This is a genomic window from Paenisporosarcina sp. P4_D4 (assembly GCF_056401835.1).
Genome location: NZ_JBFUIO010000352.1, coordinates 1 through 920, shown reverse-complemented (window position 1 = coordinate 920; position 920 = coordinate 1). Strand labels below are relative to the sequence as shown.

Below are 920 nucleotides of genomic sequence, written 5' to 3'. Positions count from 1 at the left end.
AGTTAACGTTGTAAGAATCTGCAGTGAGAGTATCAATAACTGATGATCCACAATGGAGAACGCCGTTTTAATGTGCATCAACATTTTTATTAGAGGAGTGATTGGGATGTATAAAATCGATACACAACTTGCTCAAATTGGAAATCGCAGTGATACGGTTACAGGGACTGTGAATCCGCCTGTTTATTTTTCTACGGCCTATCGTCATGAAGGGCTTGGGCAATCGACGGAGTTTGATTATAGTCGTACGGGAAATCCAACACGTCAGCTCCTTGAAAATACAATATCAGATTTGGAATATGGTGATCAAGGCTTCGCCTGTAGTTCTGGGATGGCGGCAATTATGACCGTTTTGTCCCTATTTCAATCAGGTGATGAATGGTTAGTTAGTGAAGATTTATATGGAGGTACCTATCGTTTATTAGAACAAGGATATAAAAAATGGGGGTTGAAGTGTCAATACATAAACACATATTGTCCGGAAGAAATCGAAATAAAGATTACCCCTCAAACAAAAGCTATCTTTCTGGAAACGCCTACAAACCCCTTAATGAAGAAAACAGATATTTCCGCTGTTTCGGAAATTGCCAAGAAACACGGAATTATGCTGATTGTCGATAACACTTTCTATACACCTCTCTTGCAACAACCAATCACTCTTGGTGCTGACATTGTAATCCACAGCGCAACCAAATATTTAGGCGGTCATAATGATGTTCTTGCTGGACTTATTGTTGCTAAAGGAAAAAAACTATGTGAGGAACTAGCGAATTACCATAACAGTACGGGAGCTGTACTTAGTCCATTTGACTCCTGGTTATTGATGCGCGGTATGAAAACTTTATCTCTACGAATGAATCGGCATGAGAAAAATGCTCAGGAAGTTGTCCTTTACCTTTCCAATCTACAAACTGTAACCG

Annotated in this window: 1 protein-coding gene; it reads left to right on the top strand. The window is 39.6% G+C overall.

Features of this window, described 5'->3' with window-relative positions:
- Positions 1 to 106 precede the first annotated feature (106 nt).
- Positions 107 to 920: aminotransferase class I/II-fold pyridoxal phosphate-dependent enzyme (locus AC1DSL_RS18770; RefSeq protein WP_477533408.1), on the top strand; the 814-nt coding region annotated here is incomplete at its 3' end.